The sequence below is a fragment of the Methylobacterium goesingense genome, from assembly GCF_022179225.1.
In the GTDB taxonomy this organism is placed as follows: domain Bacteria; phylum Pseudomonadota; class Alphaproteobacteria; order Rhizobiales; family Beijerinckiaceae; genus Methylobacterium; species Methylobacterium goesingense.
Genome location: NZ_BPQL01000147.1, coordinates 1 through 15,756, shown reverse-complemented (window position 1 = coordinate 15,756; position 15,756 = coordinate 1). Strand labels below are relative to the sequence as shown.

General features: G+C 71.7%; 18 protein-coding genes. 10 read left to right on the top strand and 8 right to left on the bottom strand.

All coding sequences use genetic code 11. The features are described from left to right. Nucleotides 1-119 precede the first annotated feature (119 nt). Nucleotides 120-1,103 (top strand): glycosyltransferase family protein, encoded by a 984-nt coding sequence (locus tag MFF30_RS21460; RefSeq protein WP_238282041.1) that lies wholly within the window; start codon nt 120-122, stop codon nt 1,101-1,103. Here MFF30_RS21460 and MFF30_RS21455 read toward each other — a convergent pair. Together MFF30_RS21455 and MFF30_RS21450 are read right to left on the bottom strand one after the other, a co-directional pair. Continuing rightward, nucleotides 1,091-2,320 (bottom strand): glycosyltransferase family 4 protein, encoded by a 1,230-nt coding sequence (locus MFF30_RS21455; RefSeq protein ID WP_238282038.1) that lies wholly within the window; start codon nt 2,318-2,320, stop codon nt 1,091-1,093. The genes MFF30_RS21460 and MFF30_RS21455 overlap by 13 nt on opposite strands. After that, nucleotides 2,320-3,360 (bottom strand): glycosyltransferase family 4 protein, encoded by a 1,041-nt coding sequence (locus MFF30_RS21450; protein WP_238282010.1) that lies wholly within the window; start codon nt 3,358-3,360, stop codon nt 2,320-2,322. The genes MFF30_RS21455 and MFF30_RS21450 overlap by 1 nt, the downstream gene beginning before the upstream one ends. Before the next feature lie 60 nt (nt 3,361-3,420). Between MFF30_RS21450 and MFF30_RS21445 the strand changes: the two genes are divergently transcribed. From MFF30_RS21445 to MFF30_RS21420, 6 genes are read left to right on the top strand one after another with little or no spacing between them, the layout of a single operon-like run. Continuing rightward, a complete protein-coding gene (locus tag MFF30_RS21445) occupies nt 3,421-5,475 on the top strand; it encodes an HAD-IIB family hydrolase (protein ID WP_238282007.1) in 2,055 nt (684 codons plus the stop codon). Further along, nucleotides 5,465-6,352 carry a glycosyltransferase family 2 protein gene (locus MFF30_RS21440; protein WP_238282005.1) on the top strand — a complete coding sequence of 296 codons (888 nt, stop codon included), beginning with the start codon at nt 5,465-5,467 and terminating at the stop codon, nt 6,350-6,352. Before MFF30_RS21445 ends, MFF30_RS21440 begins: the two co-directional genes overlap by 11 nt. Nucleotides 6,353-6,373: 21 nt before the next feature. Next, entirely contained in the window at nt 6,374-7,510 is a 1,137-nt protein-coding gene (locus MFF30_RS21435; protein ID WP_238282002.1) for a glycosyltransferase, read from the top strand. A gap of 47 nt (nt 7,511-7,557) precedes the next feature. Next, a complete protein-coding gene (locus MFF30_RS21430) occupies nt 7,558-8,475 on the top strand; it encodes a galactosyltransferase-related protein (protein WP_238282000.1) in 918 nt (305 codons plus the stop codon). Then, the gene (locus MFF30_RS21425; protein WP_238281998.1) at nt 8,472-9,536 is read left to right on the top strand and encodes a glycosyltransferase; all 1,065 of its coding nucleotides are present in this window, start codon (nt 8,472-8,474) and stop codon (nt 9,534-9,536) included. Before MFF30_RS21430 ends, MFF30_RS21425 begins: the two co-directional genes overlap by 4 nt. Nucleotides 9,537-9,593: 57 nt before the next feature. Continuing rightward, nucleotides 9,594-10,277, top strand: coding sequence for a class I SAM-dependent methyltransferase (locus MFF30_RS21420; RefSeq protein WP_238281996.1), 684 nt, complete (start codon nt 9,594-9,596; stop codon nt 10,275-10,277). Nucleotides 10,278-10,314: 37 nt separating this feature from the next. Here the strand turns inward: MFF30_RS21420 and MFF30_RS21415 are convergent, their stop codons facing one another. The 6 genes from MFF30_RS21415 to MFF30_RS21390 all read right to left on the bottom strand — a co-directional run bounded on the left by MFF30_RS21415 (nt 10,315) and on the right by MFF30_RS21390 (nt 13,451). Further along, nucleotides 10,315-10,965, bottom strand: a complete 651-nt coding sequence (locus MFF30_RS21415; protein WP_238281994.1) for an NAD(P)-dependent oxidoreductase — start codon at nt 10,963-10,965, stop codon at nt 10,315-10,317. A 111-nt stretch (nt 10,966-11,076) separates the two neighbouring features. Then, complete coding sequence (locus MFF30_RS21410) at nt 11,077-11,376, bottom strand: GCG_CRPN prefix-to-repeats domain-containing protein (protein ID WP_238281992.1); 300 nt, start codon at nt 11,374-11,376, stop codon at nt 11,077-11,079. 166 nt (nt 11,377-11,542) lie between these two features. Beyond that, nucleotides 11,543-11,911: a hypothetical protein gene (locus tag MFF30_RS21405; protein ID WP_238281990.1), complete on the bottom strand. Its 369-nt coding sequence runs from the start codon at nt 11,909-11,911 to the stop codon at nt 11,543-11,545. A gap of 51 nt (nt 11,912-11,962) precedes the next feature. Continuing rightward, nucleotides 11,963-12,139 (bottom strand): hypothetical protein, encoded by a 177-nt coding sequence (locus tag MFF30_RS21400; protein ID WP_238281988.1) that lies wholly within the window; start codon nt 12,137-12,139, stop codon nt 11,963-11,965. A 56-nt stretch (nt 12,140-12,195) separates the two neighbouring features. Continuing rightward, nucleotides 12,196-12,402 (bottom strand): hypothetical protein, encoded by a 207-nt coding sequence (locus MFF30_RS21395; RefSeq protein ID WP_238281987.1) that lies wholly within the window; start codon nt 12,400-12,402, stop codon nt 12,196-12,198. Between the two features lie 380 nt (nt 12,403-12,782). Next, the gene (locus tag MFF30_RS21390) at nt 12,783-13,451 is read right to left on the bottom strand and encodes a sigma-70 family RNA polymerase sigma factor (protein WP_238281985.1); all 669 of its coding nucleotides are present in this window, start codon (nt 13,449-13,451) and stop codon (nt 12,783-12,785) included. A gap of 569 nt (nt 13,452-14,020) precedes the next feature. On the opposite strand from MFF30_RS21390, the gene MFF30_RS21385 reads away from it, so the two are divergent. The 3 genes from MFF30_RS21385 to MFF30_RS21375 form a co-directional block, all read left to right on the top strand. Further along, nucleotides 14,021-14,215: a CsbD family protein gene (locus MFF30_RS21385; protein ID WP_238281984.1), complete on the top strand. Its 195-nt coding sequence runs from the start codon at nt 14,021-14,023 to the stop codon at nt 14,213-14,215. Nucleotides 14,216-14,273: 58 nt separating this feature from the next. Further along, nucleotides 14,274-14,777 (top strand): CsbD family protein, encoded by a 504-nt coding sequence (locus MFF30_RS21380; protein WP_238281983.1) that lies wholly within the window; start codon nt 14,274-14,276, stop codon nt 14,775-14,777. Between the two features lie 140 nt (nt 14,778-14,917). Further along, the coding region (locus tag MFF30_RS21375; protein WP_238281982.1) for a PhnA-like protein at nt 14,918-15,756 on the top strand (839 nt) is incomplete at its 3' end.

The following is a 15,756-nucleotide window of genomic DNA, read 5'->3' as shown; positions in this document are numbered from 1 at the left end:
TCAGAGGTTCGGGGTGAGCTGCCGAGGTATGGCGCCGGCCCCGCGCGGCAAGATCCCGGCGACGCAAGATCTCGGCGACGCAAGATCCCTGCGTCTGAGGAAGGCCCCGGGGACCGATGATGCGCCGATGCTTCGTCTGCGCGGCCGATATGTTGGGGCCGAACGAGCGGTCCCTCGCCTATCCGGACGGGCGGGTGCGGGCCTTTCCGATCGCCTGCGGCTCCTGCGGCCTCTTGCTGGCGGCGGATGCCGACCCGGCTCGCTGCCGCGCGCACCTCGCCGCGCACCTGTCCGGGCCGACCTTCCTGTCCGACCCGGACGCGCCCTATGGCCTCGACCTCTACACCCTGCGCAGCGCCGCGACCGCGTTCGACCGCGGCCTGCGCCCGCACGACGCCGAGGGCCGCACGGCCCTGCGCCATCCCCACGGCCGGTGCGCGGCGGGAGCGGACCTGTACGCCCTCGACGGGGCCGTCGGGCCGCCCATCTCCCTCGGACTGCTCTGCCGCCCCGATGGATTGGCGGCGGCCCTGGCGATGCTGGCCGTCCATGCGGCCTGGACCGACGACGTCGTGATCCTCCTCGACGCACCCGTGAATCGTCCGGAGGCGGTGGCGGTCGCGGGGTTTCCGCGCAGCGCGGTGCGGGTGGGCGCACGGCCCCTGGGGCAGGACTTCGCCGCCCAGCGCAATGCCCTCCAGGACCTCGCGGGCCATCCCTGGATGCTGCAGCTCGACGCCGACGAGACCCTGTCCGTCGAGGCCGGCCGGCGCCTTCCGGCCCTGGCCGCCCTGGCCGAGGCGGGCGACGTCGTCTCGGTCGGACTGGCACGCCGCAACCGTGTCGACGGCCACCTCTCGGACGTCTACCCGGACGTCCAGTATCGTCTGAACCGTCGATGCGTGCGCTATGCCGGCCGCGTGCACGAGCGGCCGGTGCTCGACGGTGGCTGGCCACGCAGCCTCATCGCCCTCCACGGGGCGATCGAGCACCATCTCGACCGCGCCCACGTGCTGGCGCGCTCGCGGCGCTATGAGCGTCTCGCACCCGGGCGCGGGCGCCCCGAGGAGGAGGCCGCGCTGCTGCGTCCCTACCGGGACTGAGGCCCTGGGGAGCGGGTGGGTGCGCGGCTCTTCGGGCGGGGTCGGACTGCTGCGATGGCGCGGGCGTAGAGGTCGAGTGTCTCGCCCGCCAGGGCCGCCCGGGTGAAGCGGCCGGACGCCGCCAGTGCCCGGATCCGATAGGCGCGGCGCAGGGCCGGATCGACGAGGAGCGGGCGCAGGGCGTCCGCCAGCGCCGGACCGGTGGCCTCCCGCGCCAGCGGACCCGCACCCGGCGCCCCCACGAAGGCGCGCGCGCTCGCGTCCTGCGCGCAGGCCACCACCGGACGGCCGTAGGCCAGGGCCTCCTGGTAGACGAGGCCGAAGCTCTCGTAGCGGGATGGGGCGAGCACCGCGTGCGCGTTCGCGTAGGCTTGCGCCAGCGCATCGGCGGGGACCCGGCCGAGCGCATGGATGCGGGCGCGTGCCGCCTCCGGCAGGCCCGCGGGTAGGTCCGCCGGGGGGACGCCGATCAGGTCCAGTCGGAAGGGTCGAACCGCGCCGCGTTCCGCGTCGTCCGCCAGGATCGCGACCGCCCCGAGGAGCGCGTCGAAGCCCTTGCGTGCCTCTGCCCTCCCGACGAACAGCAGGCGCACCGGCCCCGCCTCGTCCGGGTAGGGGGCGCCGCGCGCCGCCGCCATGATCTCCGGCGGCAGACTCAAGCCGATCACGGCCTCGGGCTGCCGGCCGGACAGGCCGTAGGTTCGGGCGATCACCGCCCCGTGCTCGGCGGTGTTGGCGATGAGCCCCGCGCTGCCCCGCGCCTGGGCGCGCTCCAGGGCATCGGCGGCCCCGCCGTCGAGGCGGTCGCGAAGCGTGTCGGGCGCGTCCCGTGTGAAGATTGCGGGGGTCGAGCTCCGCGTCACCAGCGGCAGGTCCCGGCGCCCCGCGAGCAGCACGGCCGGCGCGTACCAGTTCGTCGCTTCGGCGACGTCGAACGGCCGGCGGGCATGGGCCGCGAGCACGGCGCGCCGGAAGGCGAGGGGGGCGGCGAGATGCCCGGCCGCGCCCCAGCGGCGCAGGCGCGCCAGCCCCCCGCCCGGCCGCAGGGCGAACCCCGCCACCGTCACGCCGCCATTGCTGTCCCGGCCTGCGCGGTCGAGGGTGAAGACGGTGACGTCGGCCCCAGCCCCTGCGAGGCTCTCGGCGATCTCGCGGGCCGCGGTCGAGAGGCCGCTGGGGGCCGGCGGGTAATCCCAGGCGAGGTAGGCGATTCGCATCACGCGGCGAGTAGACGGCGGTAGAGGGCGAGGTAGTCGGCCGCCATGCGCTCGGCCGTGAAGCGGGCCTCGAAACGTGCGCGGATGCGGGCGCGGTCGAGCTGGCCGATCCGTCCGAGAGCAGCCACGGCCTCGGCCTCGGAGGCGACGACGAAGCCGGTCACGCCCTCCTCGACGATCTCCGGCACCGAGCCCCGATTCCAGGCGACAACTGGCGTGCCGCAGGCCATGGCCTCGATCATCACCAGGCCGAAGGGCTCCGGCCAGTCGATGGGAAACAGGAGCGCCCGCGCGCTCCCCAGGAGTTCGGCCTTCCGGGCATCGTCCACGGGGCCGAGATAGGTCGCGTCCTCCCCCAGGAGAGGGCGCACCCGATCCTCGAAATAACCCGGGTTGCCGACGTCGATGGTGCCGCCCAGCCGGATCGGCAGGCCGGCGGCGCGCGCCACGCGGATCGCCGTGTCGGGCCGCTTCTGGTCGGTCATCCGCCCCAGGAAGGCGACGTGCGCGCCGGGCTGCGTGCCGAGGATGTAGCGGTCCCGCGCGAGGCCGTGATGCACGATGCCGGCTCGGTTGGAAGCCGGAATGCCGGCCGCCTGCGATGCCGAGATCGCCGCCACCGGCAGGTCGGGAAAGCCCGCGAAGAACAGCGCCCGGTCGAGTTCGTCGACCCGCCAATGCACCGTCGTGAGGCTGTGGCGCCGACGCGCGCCGAGGAGGGCCGCATGGGCGAACTCACCGTGGCAATGCACGATGTCGAACTGGTCGAGGCGCAGCCGCAGCGCCTCCAGCTGCAGGGCGTCCAGGGCCGCCGGGACGCCGGGTGCGACCCGTCCGTGGCGGCGCTCCAGGGCCGCGAGGCTGGGATGGTCGCCGATGCGCGGCAAGTCTGTCGCACTGTCGGAGGGCGCGAAGAGCGTTACCTCCACACCTAGGTTAACCAGTGCCGTGCTGAGGTCATGTATGACCCTCTCCGTGCCACCGTGGTGCTCTGGGGGAACGGGGAATATGTTGGGTGCGACTTGGGCGACGCGGATCACGGTAAGCACCTCATCTTCGAAAATTCTTTTTCAGAACACGCCTGAGACGCTGGCGGCCTGATGTTCGTCTTGCATGTCGCCCTGCAAGGCTGCCTTCGCGGCGGCGGGGTCGTGTTCGGGCTCACCGCCGATACGGGCGGCCATATCCGCTACCTGCTCGACCTCGTGGCCGCCTCGTCCCAGGATGTCGGCATCGCGCGGATCGTGGTCGCCACGCGCCTGTTCCACGGCACGCCCGGACCGGACTACGCCGTGCCCGAAGAGCGCATCTCCGACAAGGTCACCCTCGTGCGGCTCGCGAGCGCGTCACCGGATTACCGCGCTAAGGAGGAGATGCACGCCGAGGTCGGGAGCTTCGCCCGCAATCTCATGGCCTGGATCGCGGCCCAGCCCCGGGCGCCCGACCTCATTCACGCCCACTACGCCGACGCCGCCTCCGTGGCGGGCCTCGTCGAGGACGCGCTCGGCATCCCCTTCGTGTTCACGGCCCATTCGCTCGGGCGGGTGAAGGCCGCGATGCTGGGCCCCGGCGCCGAGGACGGCCCCGACCTCGCGCGCCGGATCGCCGCCGAGGAGGACGCCCTGGCGCGCGCGAGCCTCGTCATCGCCTCCTCCCGCGACGAGGCGGAGGTGCAATATGCCGGATACGCGGCCTACGATCCGGGGCGCATCCGCGTCCTGCCGCCCGGCAGCGATCTCGCCCGCTTTGCGGCTGCCGAACCCCTCCCACGGGTCGACGCCACCATCGACCGCTTCTTGCACGACCCGGCCAAGCCGGCGCTGCTGGCGCTCGCCCGGCCGGTGGCGCGCAAGAATCTCGGCACCCTGGTGCGGGCCTACGGCGAGAGCCCCGCCCTGCAGGCGCGGGCCAACCTCGTGCTGATGGCGGGCACGCGGGAGGACATCGACGCCCTCGACGGCGACATGGCCGACACCATGCGGGAGATTCTCGTCCTCATCGACCGCTACGACCTCTACGGGCGCGTGGCCTACCCCAAGACCCACGGGCCGGAGGACGTGCCGGCGCTCTACGCCTACGCCCGCGCCCGGAGGGGCCTCTTCGTCAATCCCGCCCTCAACGAGCCCTTCGGCCTGACCCTGCTGGAGGCGTCGGCCGCCGGGCTGCCGCTGGTGGCCACCGACAGCGGCGGCCCGAACGACATCGTGGAGACCTGCGGCAACGGTCTTCTGGTCGATCCGCGCACCCCCGACGCCATCGCGGCGGCCTGCCTGCGCATCCTGGACGAGCCCGACCTCTACGCCGCTTGCGTGGCGGGGGGCGCCCGCGCGGCCGCAGCTTATGATTGGGACCGGCACGCCGCCCGCTACCACGATCTGCTGCGGGCGCTGCGTCACCCCGAGCCCCCCCTGGCGGCGCCGCGCCAGCTCCTCGTCTGCGACATCGACAATACGCTGGTGGGCTGCGAGGCGGCGCTCGGCACCTTCCGGCGCTGGCGCAGCCGGCAGGCGGGCCTCGCCTTCGGGGTCGCTACCGGGCGCTCCTTCCACAGCGCCATGGCGGTGCTGGAGCAGCAGGCGAGCCCGCGCCCGCAGGTCATGATCACGTCGGTGGGGTCGGAGATCTACCACCTCGATCCCAACGGCGTGACCTACACGGCCGATGCCGCCTGGCGTGCAACGGTCTCGACGGGCTGGGACCGGGCGGGCGTGCTGGCCAGCCTGTCCGGCCTCGACGGCCTCGTACCCCAGGGCCCCCTGGAGCAGCGCGGGCACAAGCTCAGCTATTTCGGGGATGCGGAGACGACCCAGCGGGTCCGCGCCGCCCTCGCGCGGGCGGGATTGTCCGCCAACGTGATCCACAGTCACGGCCGCTACCTCGACATCCTGCCGGAGGCCGCCTCGAAGGGCACGGCGGTGGCGCATGTGCGGACCCTCTACGGCTTGCCGGAGCGGGCCGTGTTCGTGGCCGGTGATTCCGGGAACGACGTCGAGATGCTGCGCACCGGGATGCAGGCGATCATCGTCGCCAACTACTCGGATGACCTCGCTAGCAACGCCGCGTTGCAGCACTCCTACGTGGCGCGGGCGTCCCATGCCCGCGGCATCATCGAGGGCGTCAGGCATTTCCGCCGGATGCTGGCCGATGCCGGCTGACGCCCCCGATGGGCCGTCGGCGAGCGTGCTCACCCTGGTCCGCGGCCGGGCCGACCGGCTGCGCAACCTCATGGCCGGGCTGGCGCACCAGTCCGTGCGTCCGCGCGAACTGGTGATCGCCTGGATGCAGCCGGAGCGCACCCTCGACCTGCCGGACCCCGGCTGCCCGGTGCGCCATCGTCACGTCGAAGGCGAGCCGATGCCGCTCGCCGCCGCCCGCAACCGCGCGGCCGAGGTCGCCACGGGCGACCTCTTCATTTTCCTCGATGTGGACTGCATCCCGTCGCCCACCCTCGTGGCGGCCTACCGGCGCGCGGCGGCGCAGGCCGAAGGCCTGTTCCTGGGCGAGGTGCTCTACCTGCCGCCGGGGCTCGATCCCGGCCTAGCCGCCGACGACGCGGCCCTCGCGCGCCTCGGCCGGACGCATCCGGCGCGCCCCCCGGTTCCCCCGGAGGGCCTTCGCCCGGAGCCGGATCCCGGCCAGCTCTGGGGCCTGTCGTTCGCGCTCCCGTCCCACCGCTGGCACGCCGTCGGCGGCATGGACGAGAGTTACGTCGGTTACGGCGGCGAGGAGACCGACCTCGCCGCGCGCCTTACGGCCTCCGGGCTGCCGACCTTCTGGGTCGGGGGCGCGCGCGCCTATCACCAGCACCATCCCGTCCACGTGCCGCCGCTCCAGCACTTCGACGCCATCCTGGCCAACGCCACCCGCTTCCGGGGCACGCATGGGCGCTGGTGCATGACCTACTGGCTCGGCCAATTCCGGACCGCCGGGCTGATCGCGTGGGACGACGACGCGCGCGCGATCCGGGTCCTGCGTCGGCCGGACGCATCCGAGGTCGCGGCCGCCCTACGGCCCGACGCCCTGTTCTCCTGACGGATCGCGAACCCGACAGCCATGAAGAAACCCATCGCGTTCTTCGTCCACCACCAGGGACGGGGCCACGCCAACCGCACGATGGCGGTGGCGGCCGAATTCGCCCGCGACCGCCCCGTCTCCGTGCTCACCGCCGGGCCACAGCTGTTCGACGGGTTCTCCCGCGACATCGAGATCGTGCCGCTGCCGAACATGATCGGCGCGGGCGTGCCGACGCCGCGCCTCTACGCGGAGCCGACTCCGCAGGTCATGCACTGCGTGCCGCTGGGCCTCACCGCGATGCGCCGGACCATGCGGCGGATCCTCGACCACCTCGACGAGCGCGACGTCGGCCTGTTCGTGGTTGACGTCTCGGCGGAGATCGCGCTGCTGGCGCGCATCGCCAGCGTGCCGGCGGTGCAGATCCGCATGCACGGCGACCGGACCGACATCGGCCATGTCGGTGCTTACGAGGCCTGTGTCGGTATGCTCGCCCCCTTCGACGAACGCATGGAGCAGGACGACTATCCGGCGGCGCTTCGGGCCAAGACCTTCTACAGCGGCGGCCTCTGCACCAGCGTCGACGGCGTGCCCGGCCGGGCGGAGGCGCGGGCGAAGCTCGGTCTCGACCCGGAGCGGGAGATCGTCGTGGCGGTCACCGGCGGCGGTGGCAGCGGTACGCCCTACGCGCCCCTGACGGTGGCGGCGCGCGCCGCGCCCGACACCCTGTGGCTGACCCTCGGGCCGACCCACCGCGAGGGGCACGAGACCGACTTCTCCAACCTGCGCGAACTCGGCTGGGTGTCCTCGGTGACCGACTACCTCGCCGCCGCCGACATCGTGGTAGCGTCCGCCGGCGACAACACGGTTCACGAGGTCGCCCGCGTCGGCGGCCGCCTGATCGTGATGCCCGAATGGCGCTACTTCGGCGAACAGACCCGCAAGGCCGAGGCCCTGGTCCGGCTCGGGGCCGCCGTCCAGGCCCCGGTCTGGCCCGGCGACCTTCAGGGCTGGCGCGACCTCCTCGCGCGGGCGCGCGGCCTCGACCCCGCCCCTTTGCGCAGCCTCTACGCGCCGGACGCCGCCGCCCGCGCCGCCGGCTGGCTCGAGGGCCTGACCGACGAACTCTGGCACGGCGCGACGGAGCCCGCCGCCCTCACGGTCGTTGCCGCCGGCTGATCGCCCGCATCCCTCAGCGCTCGAACCTCCCGGAGCCAGACCGCCCCATGTCCACCGTTTCCGTCGTGACCCTGGCCAAGGGACGGCCGGCACACCTGCGCAACGTGCTCCTGGGCCTGGAGCGCCAGAGCCAAGCGCCCGCCGAGTTCATCGTCGCGGTGATGCAGGACGCGCCCTACGACCTGCCCGAGGTCGGCTTGCCCGTCCGCCAGATCCTGATGCCGGGCACCGAACTGCCGCTGGCGGCGGCGCGCAACCGGGGTGTCGCGGCCGCCACGGGGGACGTCGTGGCCTTCCTCGACGTCGACTGCATCCCGGCCCCCGACCTCGTCGCCGATTACGCCCGCGGGCTCGCCGAACTCGACGGCCTGCTGATGGGTGAGGTGCTCCACCTGCCCGCGCACGCGACGGCGGGAGACTGGACCTGCGAGGCCTTTGCCGCGGTCGCCGAGCGCCATTCCGATCGCCGGGGTCCCCCGGCCGCCGGCCTCGAGATCTGCCACGATTACCGCTGCTTCTGGTCCCTCAACTTCGCGATCCGGCGCGCCACTTTCTTGGCCACCGGCGGCTTCGACGAGCGCTACACGGGCTACGGCGGCGAGGACACGGATTTCGGCAAGGTTCTCGACCAGGCCGGCATCCCTATCGCCTGGATGAAGGGTGGCCTCGCCTACCACCAGTACCACCCCCACCACATGCCCCCCGTGCACCACCTCGACAGCGTGGTTCGCAATGCCGAATTGTTCGAGGCCAAGTGGGGCTACCGCACGATGGGCCACTGGCTCTACGCCTTCAAGGTGATGGGGCTGATCGACGACACCCCCGACCGGCCGATCCGCATCCTGCGCCGCCCCGAGGCGGACGACTTCGCGCTGACCGGGCAGCAGAGCCACCAGCCCTACAGCAATTCGGCCTCCGTCATCCGCTTCCTCGAGGCTCAGGCCGCCGCTGTGGCGACCGCGTGAGGATCGCGCTCCTCGCGCATCTGCGCCACCCGGTGGCGCACCCCTTCGCGGGCGGCATGGAGGCCCACGCCTGGGTCCTGGCCGAAGGCTTGATGGCGCGCGGACACGAGGTCGTGCTGTTCGCCGCCGGGGATAGCGACCCGCGCTTTGCCATCGATCCGGTGATCCCGGTGCATCACGAGCGCAGCTTCCCCGGGCTGGAGCACCGGGGCGACGCCGGGCTCAAGGCCCACGTGGATGCGGGCTATGCGGGCGCCTGCGACCGGATCGCGGCCGGCGGCTTCGACGTGTTGCACAACAACAGCTTGAGCCGCCTGCCCCTGGAGCCCCGGCGCCTCGCGGCGGTGCCGACCGTCACCTCTCTCCACGTCCCGCCCTACGCCGCCCTGTGCGGGTTCGTGCGCGACAGCCTCGTGCCCGGTCATCGGATCACCGTCACGTCGGAGGCGCAGCGCAGGTTGTGGTGGCCCGAAGGGGCTCCGCCGCGGATGTCCGTGCTCCACAACGGCGTCGATCCGGATTCCTGGCCCTATCGCGCGCGCGGCGACGGTGGCGCCGTCTGGTCCGGGCGCATCGCCCCCATCAAGGGCACGCATCTCGCCATCGCGGCGGCCCGGCATGCCGGCCTTTCCCTGACCCTGTTCGGCCCGATCGAGGACCCGGAGTACTGGGCGGCGCGGATCGCCCCGCAACTCGGCGGTCCCATCCGCTACGGTGGGCATCTCTCCGGTAAGGCGCTGGCGGACGCGGTCGGTCGCGCCTCGGTCTTCCTCTTCACGCCCTGCTGGGACGAGCCCTTCGGCCTCGTGGCGATCGAGGCCATGGCCTGCGGCGTGCCGGTCGCGGGCATCGACCGGGGCGCCGCCGCGGAGGTGATCGGCGAGGCCGGCTGCCTCGCGCCCCCGAACGACGTGCCCGCCCTCGCGGACGCCCTCGGTGAGGCCCTGGCCATCCCCCGCGCGGTTCCGCACGCCCGGGTCCTGCGCTTGTTCACCCGCGATCGCTGGCTCGCGCGCTGCGAAGCCCTCTACGTGCAGGCCGCACGCACCGCCGAACGCTGACACCCCCTCCGCCCGCGCCCGCTCCCCGGGGCGGGCCCCGCCACGCGAGCCGACAGCATGAGCCGCCCCCGCACGACCCGCCGCGCCCTCCTCGACGCCCTCTGGCACGGTCGCGACCCCTTCGCGGCTCCTCCCGAGGACCTGCGCCCCCGCGACCTCCAGGGTTGGCGCAGTGTCCACCCTTATCTCGACGAGGCCGTCACCGAGTTCCGGCCGGACGTGGTCGTGGAGATCGGCGCCTGGAAGGGTGCGAGCACGCTGCACCTGGCGCGGACCATGGCGGCGCACGACGTCGACGGGACCGTCATCGCGGTGGATACCTGGCTCGGTGCCGTCGACCATTGGGCGGATGCGGACCTGTTCGCCGAACTCGCCACCGAGCACGGCTATCCGAGCCTGTACCGCACCTTCCTGGCCAACGTGCTGCACGAGGGGCTGGCGGACCGCGTGGTGCCGCTTCCGCTGGATTCGGTGAACGCCGCCGAACTGATGCGCCTGCGCGGGGTGAGCGCTGACGTGATTCACCTCGATGCCGGCCACGAGGAGGCCTCGGTGGCGGCGGACCTGCGGGCTTGGTGGCCGGTCCTGCGCCCCGGCGGCCTGTTCGTCGCTGACGATTACGACCGCTTGGGCGGCCGTTTCCCCGGCGTCACCCGGGCGGTCGACGCCTTCTGCGCGGAGACCGGCGTGGCGGGGCCCTGGTCGCACCGGGGCAAGTGCAAGTTCCTCAAGCCGGCCTGATGCGGCGGTCAGGCGATCGAAGCCGGAACCGGCGCGATCAGCCGACGAGCACGACGGCCCGCTTGGCGTAGAATGCGCGGCCGATCTCGGCGACCACGAAGTGTGCCACGTCCGCGCGCGCGATCAGGCCGTTGCGCCAGGACGCGGGCGTGGCCAGAACCTCGTAGCGACCCGTCGCCGGGCCGGAGGTCAGGACACCGGGTCGGACCAGGGTCCAGTCCAGGTGACTGTGCCGGATACGCATCTCCTGGGCGTCCTTGTCGTCGTAGGCGCGGCCGAAGACGAGGCGGAAGGGGATGCGCTGGAGCGGGCCGATGGCATCCCGGCTGTCGCCGGCGCCGAAGCCCGTGATGGCGATGAGGCGCGCGACGCCCGCCTTTTCCATCGCGGGTACGAGGAGGTTGGTGGCCTCCGAGAACAGCGTCACCGGCCCGATCAGGTGCCGCACGGGAACGCCGAGGGCCTGGACGACGGCATCGACCCCCTCCAACGCCGAAGCGACGTCGATGGGGTTCAGCGCATCGGCTGTGAACCGTTCGAGGTTCGGGTCCGAGAGCGTCATGTCCGAGAGCGTCATGCGCGCGGCCGAGCGCGCGAAGGCCCGCACGCGATGCCCGGCCGCGAGCGCCGCCTTCACGGTCTCCAGGCCGATGCCATGACTGGCGCCCATGACGAGGATGTGGGCCATGCTGAATCCCTGACGTCATGCGTTCGGGCACCGTCCTCCCCCCGCGAGAGAGGAGGGCGCGGTGAGGGCGGGCGCCCGAAGCGAGCCGGGCACCCTGGAGATAACGTCGGCCTACCAGCGGTGGTGCCAGCCCACGTGGCGGTAGCCACCGTGCCAGCCCCAGGGGCGGTGGTACCCGACGTGGCGGTAGCCGCCCCAGCGGTGCCAGCGCGGACTGTACCAGCCGACTCGGCGGTAGCCGTAGACGATGGGGCGCACCACGACGGGGCGATAGACGACGTTCGGGCGGCAATAGCCGTAATAGCCGCGGTGGCCGCCGGGTCCGCATCCGTCGCGGGCTTCGGCCCCGCCGGCCGTGGCCGCGAGTGTCCCCAGTGCAAGAACAGCTGCGCCAGCAAGTTTCAGTCGCATTTGCATCTCCTCTGTTGCGATGGGCTAGGAACAGCAGGCTTCGAAAGATGGTTGCGGCTTTAAAAGCCAGGATGTGTTACGAAATGTAACAAGCACCTCAATCACATCTTGATGAGATCATGCCGATGTGAAGGCGAGTGGGCGCGATCCTCATCGCGACGCGGTGTCAGCCGGAGCGTTTCGCCGTCCAGCGTCCCGCGCAGGCGATGGGGCCGGTCTGGGTCCAGCGTCCTGTCCCGGCGGATGTCCGCAGCCGGCCCTCGACGGCGATGTTTGCCAAGCCGCGCCGGATGGAACCGACGATGCGGCCATTCTTCGCCACCCGGCCGGAGGCATCGGCCGCGCTGCCACTCGCCTCGTCGACGGCGCCGTCGCGGATCACGATCGGATAGCGGTAGGGCCCGGTGCAACTGCCGTTGTCGACGGTCGCCGCGACGGACCAGTCGCCGTCGAACGCGGTCCCGGCATGAGCCGGACCGAGGGGGCTGCTCGCGACGGCGAGGGCCAGGACAATGCATTTCGAAACGGGTGACATGACCGCCTTTCTGGGACTGATGTCGAGCGTTCCGGCCCGAGGCGTGCCCAGCTAGAGGGGCGGACGGGCCAGTGGAGCCGGGGCGTCCCCGCCCTGGGCGAGGTAGCGGACCATGAGTTCGCCGGTGGCCCGGACCGCGTAGTCCCGCATCGGCTCGCCGGCCGCGGGCGGGACGAGATCCGTCACGCGCCGCCCGTCCAGGGTCGCCGCCAGCTCGCGGCGCGCCATTCCAGACTCGATGACTTCCTGAATCGCCTGCGTCTCGTAGGCCTCCAGCGACGCGTTCAGTCGCGAATACCCGGCTCGATCGGGCCCTCCGCCGGGCGGTCCGGATGCAGGCCCGGTTCGGGCGGTTCCTCGAACGGGGCCGAGGGCTCGTCTGAGCCGAGCGGACGCTCGCCCGGGAACGGCCGGGGCGGCAGCTGAGAGGGGATATCGCCGCCCGGGATGGGGTCGGCCATGCCGGGATTGGCCACGCTGGAGATCCTCACCTGTTCGTCGCGCCGGCCTACGGGCCGGACGTGTGCCCGGAGCGGCACGGCGTCCGGCCCTGCGGCCATGCCGGACCTGATCGGGGGACATGCAAGGTCCGGCATAACTTTGAAATGTCTCACCGGCGCCCGCCCGGTATCCTCTCGGGAGGTCCGTCGTCGTGGGCGGTGATGGACAGGAGATAATCCCGCTGGACCGACGCTCAATGATGCAGATGCATCATTTTGATAGTCGGTTGCCTGGTAAAATGCGTTCGCCTTCGGAGATCGCCCGAGGTCTCAGCGAGGCGTGTCTGCGCGCTTCTCGGACCTGCCGCCTCTACCGAAGGCGAACGGCTCGGTTCGGGGCCGGATGACCGGACGGGGCGTTGCCTGCCTCGTCACAGCCCCAGGGCAAGGGCCAACCGGTCGCGGGCCCGGCTCACACGGCTCTTCACGGTGCCGACCCGGCACCCGAGAACGATGGCCGCCTCCTCGTGCATCAGGCCATCCACCAGCACCAGCAGCAGGGTCTCGCGTTGCTCGGCCGGAAGGTCGTTCAAGGCCTCCTGCAACTCCGAGAGCGCGACCCGGTGCTCCTGCTCCGGCGGGGTGGACAGCGTGCCCGCAAGGGCACCGTCGATGTCCTCGATCTCGCGTCGCAGGCGCTTGCGCTGGTTCAGGTGACCGTTGCGCAGGATCGTGAACAACCACGCCACGAGGTTTGTGCCGGTCTGGAACTGGGCGCGGTGCTCCCAGGCCCGCATCAGGGTCGCTTGGACGAGGTCGTCGGCTTCCGCCGCGTTGGCGGTACGCAGAAGGGCGAAGCGGCGCAATCGCGGCACGAGAGCGATCAACGCATCGCCGAACGCCTTGGTGACCTGCCGGTCCGCCTCCGCTTCCTGAAGGGCGGCGCCGAGGCGCTGTAGCACCTGCCCGAGCCGCGTGCCGGCATCGACCGCCTCCGCCCGTGGGATGAGTTCGTTTAATCTTCGTCCGATCTGATCCTGGACATGACGGGGCAATACCCCGCGTGCGGAAGTTTCGTCGGCGATTGTGCTGAAATGCATCCTGGGCCGGACTCCCTGTCCGAGATCACGGTTCCGTGAAGTCGCGCTTCTACGGTGCAATGTAGGTCGCGCTGTCTGGCTGATCGTTCACGTTCACGTCAATGATGCGGATATACCAGTCTTTCGGAGGTTCTTTGGGAACCGACGCATCCGAAGCCTGGTTACGGCCTGACTTCATACGAGCAGTCAGGAGCGCGGGACGGTGATTGCTGGCGCGAAAGGGCGCGAGATCCGCGAGGGTACAGCCGGACTTGGGGCAGGGATTGTCTTGATCGGGTTCGACCGGTTCGCCGTCTGCGCCGACAGCGCGGCGAGGGTACGGCGGGACCCACGCATCCCCTGAGTGATCGGCACCCGGCACAACGCCGGCCATCGAAGCGGTGTCGCTGCATCCTGCGGCATGCACACATCCGTGGGCGATCGGATGTTGTCGGCCGCACCCGAAGGCCGGGTCTTCCCAGGCGAGAGCTGGGTAAGAAAAACCCCTCTACCGGTATGTATGAACCATTGTTCGGCGGACAGGCCGGGCCACTTGAGGGGTCTCCCTCGCCTGGGCAACGGAGCATCCCGTGAGCGCACAGAAGACGAACGACGGGGCCGACAAGATCAAAGCCTCCGTGAAGGAGGCGATCGGAAAGCTGGTCGGCGATCCGAAAGTCGAGGCCGAGGGAAAGTTCGAGCAGAACGAAATCAAGCGGGAACGGACGTCTCCGCAGAAATTACCGAAGTCTGGCGTGAAGCCGAAGCCAAACCCTGGGGCGTAGCTTCGGACGCACGTCGAACATCATCAAGTTCACCCGGAACAACAAAAGGAGAAACGGCATGGTCGATACGGATCGCATCACGGGGACCGCCAAGGAACTCGGCGGCAAGGTGCAGGGCGCGGTCGGCGACCTGACCGGATCCCGCCGGGACTCGGTCGAGGGCCGCGCCCGCGAGGCGCAGGGCGCCGCCGAGAATGTCTACGGTCAGGTCAAGGACACCGTGCGCGACGCCGCCGAGCATGTCGCCGACACCGCCCGCGACATCGGCGGAAAGGTTCGCGACGCGGTCGGTAACATCGTTGGTTCGGAAGACATCGAGGACCGCGCGCGCCGGGCCCAGGGTGCGGCCGGCGACACCTACGACCGGGCCGAGCGCTCCGTCCGCAGCGCGGGCCGTGCCGCCTACGACCGGGCCGAGGATGCGTATGAGAACGGCGGCCGGCAGCTGCGCCGGAGTGGTTCCGCCGCCACGAACCAGGTCGCCGAGCACCCCGTGGCCGCACTGCTCGTGGCCGGTCTCCTCGGCTACGGCCTTGGCCTTCTCATCCACGGCCGCGACTGATCGACCGGGCCGCGCCGGGACGCGCGGCCCTGCATCGCGGCGTCATACCCCACGACCCTTCACCCCATCACCCTTCACCCAACGACCCCTCGCAAACGACCGAGCTTCTCGGACGACCGACGACCCGGAGTACCAGTCACGTGTCCACTTCCCCCATCCTCGCCACCCCTTCCGCCGCGGCTTCGGCCGACACCCGCACGGTGCTCCTGAACCAGGTTTCGTGGGGGGCGATCTTCGCGGGCGCCGTCACGGCGCTGGTGACGCAGGTGATCCTGAACATGGTCGGCGTGGGGGTCGGCCTGTCGAGCGTCGGCCCGGTGGCCGCCGACAACCCGGCCGCCTCGACGCTGTCGCTGAGCGCGGGCGTCTGGTTCGTGGCCTCGGGCGTGGTGGCCTCGCTGGCCGGCGGGTTCATCGCGGGCCGTCTCTCGGGCAAGCCCGTCAAGGGGGCGGCCGGCCTGCACGGCCTGGTCTCCTGGGCGGTGACGACCCTGGTGGTGCTCTACCTGCTCACCTCGGCGGCCGGCGGGCTGATCGGCGGCGCCTTCTCGGGCGTGACCAGCACGCTCGGCGGGGCCGGCTCGCTCGTGGGCGGCACCGTGCAGACGGCGGCCCAGGCCGCGGCGCCCTCGCTGTCCAAGATCTCCAACCCGCTCGACGGCATCGAGCAGTCGGTGCGCAACCAGGCCGCCGGCCAGGACCCGCAGGCGGCCAAGGACGCCGCCGTGGCGGCCATCCGCGCCCTGTTCACGGGTGACCCGGCCCAGAAGGCCCAGGCCGAGAGCCGCGCGGCCGACGCGCTGGCCAAGGCCCAGGGCATCCCGGTCGATCAGGCAAAGGCGCAGATCCAGGACTACCGCAAGCAGTACGACGAGACCGTCGCGGCGGCCAAGCAGAAGGCCGAGGCCGCGGCCGTGGTGGCCAAGTCCGCCGCCACGCAGGGCGCGTTCTACGGCGCGCTCGCGCTGATCCTGGGCGC